This is a genomic window from Blastomonas sp. CCH1-A6 (assembly GCF_001556365.1).
Lineage (GTDB): Bacteria > Pseudomonadota > Alphaproteobacteria > Sphingomonadales > Sphingomonadaceae > Blastomonas > Blastomonas ursincola.
Map to the genome: position 1 here is coordinate 1 of NZ_LSIS01000217.1, position 3,847 is coordinate 3,847.

The following is a 3,847-nucleotide window of genomic DNA, read 5'->3' on the forward strand; positions in this document are numbered from 1 at the left end:
GCGCTATATCGATGCGATTCAGCAGCGCGCCGGCACTTCGGGCGCGATCGTCGCCACTGGCGCGAAGCCCGATACCGCGCAGCCGCCCGAAACGCCGCAATTGACCGCGCGCGCCGCGACCAGCCTGATCGAGCTGCCCGATCTCAAGGCCTATCCCAAGGTGGTCGCCGATAGCGGCTGCGAGTTCCGCATGGAGGGTGCGGAGGACAGCGTCGAGCCGCTCGGCCAGCACAATGGCAAGGACATGGCGCTGGTGCTGATCGCCTGCGATTCGGGTGCATACAATTTCGGATCGGCGGTCATGATCGCCGAGCGCCCGATGGAAGACCCGAATGCCCTCTGGACCTTCCGCAATGCGAAGTTCGACGGCGAAACCGGCTGGGGCGACGAGGAGCAGGTCGCACAGGTGGTCAATGCCAGTTTCGATCCCGCAACCGGCACCCTCTCCGAATTCGCCAAGGGTCGCGGCCTCGGCGATTGCGGCACGGCGAACAGCTATGCCTGGGACGGCGAGCAGTTCAGGCTATCCGAGCGCCATGAAATGGACGATTGCCGCGGCGCATGGGACTGGCCGCGCGTCTGGGTCGCGGAAGTCTCTGTCGTCCGGTGATGGTCACAGCGTGCGCGTCATGCACATGCTGAACGGGTCCTCGGTATAATCGCCAAAGGGCGGGCATTCGGCAAAGCCGTGCTTGCGATAAAGCGCGTGCGCCGCATGGAACGGCTCGGGACGCCCGGTCTCCAGGCTGAGCCGCGTGTATCCCCTCGCCCGCGCCTCGGCTATCAGGTGCAGCAGCATCGCCTCGCCCAGCCCGCGCCGCAGAAACGCGGGATCGGTACGCATCGATTTCAGCTCGCCATGGCGCGCGTCGATCTGCTTGAGCGCCCCGCACGCCGCGAGCTGCCCGTCGATGCGCAACGCGTAGAAGGTGACATCCGGCTGGCGCAGCCGCTCGACCGGAAAGGCATGGACCGAGCAGATCGGCGAGTGCTGGACCATCTGGTCGAGATGATAGCGCAGCAAGGCCACGATATCCGCGCCGGTCAGATCGTCTTCCTCGATGGTGATTGTCTGCTGCATGCCTATCCCCCGGAACCATTCTCCCTGCCCGGACATTGCGATGGAAACCGCGCGCAATCCACAGAAAGTTGCGCGCCTCGCCAAAGCCGCCTAATCGCGGCAGCTCAATTCCCGCCTGATCCGGAGCCTGTCCCCATGTCGCATCCCTCGACTGAAACCACCGGCCATAGCGGCTGGTCGCTCGTCATCCATGGCGGATCGGGCCAGTTCGAGCGCGGCCGCCTGAGCGCCGAGGCCGATGCCGGTGCACGCGCCGGGCTCGACCGCGCGCTCGCCGCCGGGTCTCAGGTGCTTGCCGTTGGCGGCAGCGCGCTCGATGCGGTGCAGGCGGCGATCATCGTGCTCGAGGACGACCCGCATTTCAACGCCGGGCACGGATCGGTCTATACCTATGAGGGCAAGATCGAGCTCGACGCCGCGGTGATGAACGGGGCCGACCGCGCCGCTGGTGCCATCGCCCGCGCGCACCATACGAAGAACCCGATCCTGCTCGCGCGCAAGGTGCTGGAGGAAAGCCCGCACGTGATGCTTTCGGGCGAAGGCGCGGACCGTTTCTCGGCGGAAACGGGGCTGGAGCAGGTCGACAATGACTATTTCGGTACGCCCGAGCGCAAGCGCCAGCTCGAGGAGATGAAGGCGAAGACCAGCGGCTGGTTCGATATCGACATGAAATACGGCACCGTCGGCGCGGTCGCGCGTGACGTGAACGGCCATGTCGCGGCGGGCACCTCGACTGGAGGGCTCACCGGCAAGCGCTATGGCCGGATCGGCGACTCGCCGCTGATCGGCGCGGGCACCTATGCCGACGACCGTTCGTGCGCGATCTCGGCCACCGGCGCGGGCGAATATTTCATCCGCGTCGGCGTCGCGCACGAAATCTGCACCCGCATCCGCCTCAAGGCCGAAGCGCGGGCCGATTTCCTCGCGCAAGAGGCCGAGCGCGGCGGCACGATCCTCGACGAAGCAGCGCGCGCCAGGCTGCTCGCGACCGCCTTGACGGCGGACGAGGTGCAGGAGATCGTCGACGCGGTGATGGCCGAGATGGTGGGCCTGGGCGGCACGGGCGGGCTGATCTATCTCACCCCCTGGGGCCATCAGGGCTATGCTTTCCGCACGCCCGGCATGTATCGTGGGATGGCCAGCAGCGGCGGCGCGCGCAGCGTCGCGGTCTATGGCGACGAATGAGCAACGATAACAGCAAGGCGAGGAACTTCATGACCGGCATTTCCCCCCGCACCGGCGGGCGCATTCTTGTCGACCAGCTGGTGGCGCAGGGCTGCGACCGCATCTTCACCGTGCCGGGCGAGAGCTTCCTCGCGGTGCTCGACGCGCTGCACGACGTGCCCGAAATCGACACTGTGGTCTGCCGCCAGGAAGGCGGCGTCACCTTCATGGCTTGCGCCGATGGCGCGATGACCGGACGGCCCGGCGTCGCCTTCGTCACGCGCGGCCCGGGGGCAACCAATGCCAGTATCGGCGTGCACGTCGCCATGCAGGACAGCAAGCCGATGGTGCTGTTCATCGGCGATGTCGACCGGGGGATGAGGGATCGGGAAGGCTTTCAGGAGGTCGATTTCCAGGCGATGTTCGCGCCCTTGTGCAAATGGGCGGCGCGGATCGACGATGCGGCGCGCATCCCCGAATATGTCGCGCGCGCCTTTTCGGTGGCGATTTCGGGGCGCCCCGGCCCTGTCGTGCTCGCATTGCCCGAGGATATGCTCAAGGACGTGGCGGAAGTCGCCGATCGCCCGCGCGTCACCCGCCCTGCCCAGCCGGTCTGCCCCAATGGCTTTGCGGTGCTGATGGAGATGCTTGGCCAAGCCAAAAACCCGATCGCGATCATCGGTGGCGCCGACTGGAGCCCCTCGGCGCGCGCGAATTTCCAGATCTTCGCCGAGCGCATCGGCCTTCCGGTGGCCTGCGCCTTCCGCCAGCAGGACGCGTTCGACAATGGCTCGCCGGTCTGGGCGGGCAATCTCGGCTATGGGCCGAATCCCAAGCTGGTGGCGCGGGTGAAGGCCGCGGACCTGATCCTCGCGGTCGGCGCTCGGCTCGGTGAGGCGACGACCGACGGCTATACGCTGATCACGACTGAACATCCCGGCCAGGCGCTGGTGCATGTCCATCCCGATCCGGGCGAACTCGGCCGCGTCTATCGCACCGACTTGCCGCTGTGCGCCGACATGGACGAGTTCGCCGAAGCCGCCGCGTTGTGGGATGAGGACGATGTGCATTTCGCAAGCGGCGCCGAGGCGCATGCCGAATGGCTCGCCTTTTCCGATCCGCAGCCGACCGGCGCTGCGCTCGATCTCGGCCAGTGCGTCAAGGCGATGCGTGCCGCGATGCCCGCCGATACCGTGATCTGCAACGGCGCGGGCAATTTCTCGGGCTGGTGGCACCGCTACTGGCAATATGGCGAAAAGCCGAGCCAGCTCGCGCCGACTGCCGGCGCGATGGGCTATGGCGTGCCCGCCGCCGTCGCGGCGGCGCTGCGGCTCAAGCACCGCAAGGTCGTGGCGCTGGCGGGCGATGGCGATTTCCTGATGAACGGTCAGGAACTGGCGACCGCGGTGCAATATGGCGCTGACCTGCTGGTGCTGGTGATCGACAATGGCGCGTACGGCACGATCCGCATGCACCAGGAGCGCGAATATCCCGCGCGGCTCTCCGCCACGACGCTGCACAACCCTGATTTCGCGATGCTCGCGCGCGCCTATGGCGGTTGGGCGGCAACGGTCGAACGCACCGAGGAATTCGCCCCCGCGC

At 67.0% G+C, this 3,847-nt stretch carries 4 protein-coding genes; 3 read left to right on the forward strand and 1 reads right to left on the reverse strand.

What is annotated here, in order from left to right; translation table 11 throughout:
* On the forward strand, positions 1–610 hold a 610-nt coding region (locus tag AX735_RS09525; RefSeq protein WP_156447457.1), incomplete at its 5' end, for a DUF1176 domain-containing protein.
* Positions 611–613: 3 nt separating this feature from the next.
* On the opposite strand, the gene AX735_RS09530 is transcribed toward AX735_RS09525, so the two are convergent.
* Positions 614–1,081: a GNAT family N-acetyltransferase gene (locus AX735_RS09530; RefSeq protein ID WP_066279104.1), complete on the reverse strand. Its 468-nt coding sequence runs from the start codon at positions 1,079–1,081 to the stop codon at positions 614–616.
* Positions 1,082–1,216: 135 nt separating this feature from the next.
* Here AX735_RS09530 and AX735_RS09535 point away from each other — a divergent pair, with 135 nt between their 5' ends.
* Both AX735_RS09535 and AX735_RS09540 read left to right on the forward strand, forming a co-directional pair.
* A complete protein-coding gene (locus tag AX735_RS09535) occupies positions 1,217–2,266 on the forward strand; it encodes an isoaspartyl peptidase/L-asparaginase family protein (protein ID WP_066279107.1) in 1,050 nt (349 codons plus the stop codon).
* Positions 2,267–2,295: 29 nt separating this feature from the next.
* Positions 2,296–3,847 (forward strand): thiamine pyrophosphate-binding protein (locus AX735_RS09540; RefSeq protein WP_066279109.1); only part of this gene is annotated, 1,552 nt, incomplete at its 3' end.

Bases quoted from the DNA above. Each gene is read 5' to 3' on its own strand.
- AX735_RS09530 (WP_066279104.1), bottom strand. From the start codon at position 1,081: ATGCAGCAGACAATCACCATCGAGGAAGACGATCTGACCGGCGCGGAT.
- AX735_RS09535 (WP_066279107.1), top strand. From the start codon at position 1,217: ATGTCGCATCCCTCGACTGAAACCACCGGCCATAGCGGCTGGTCGCTC.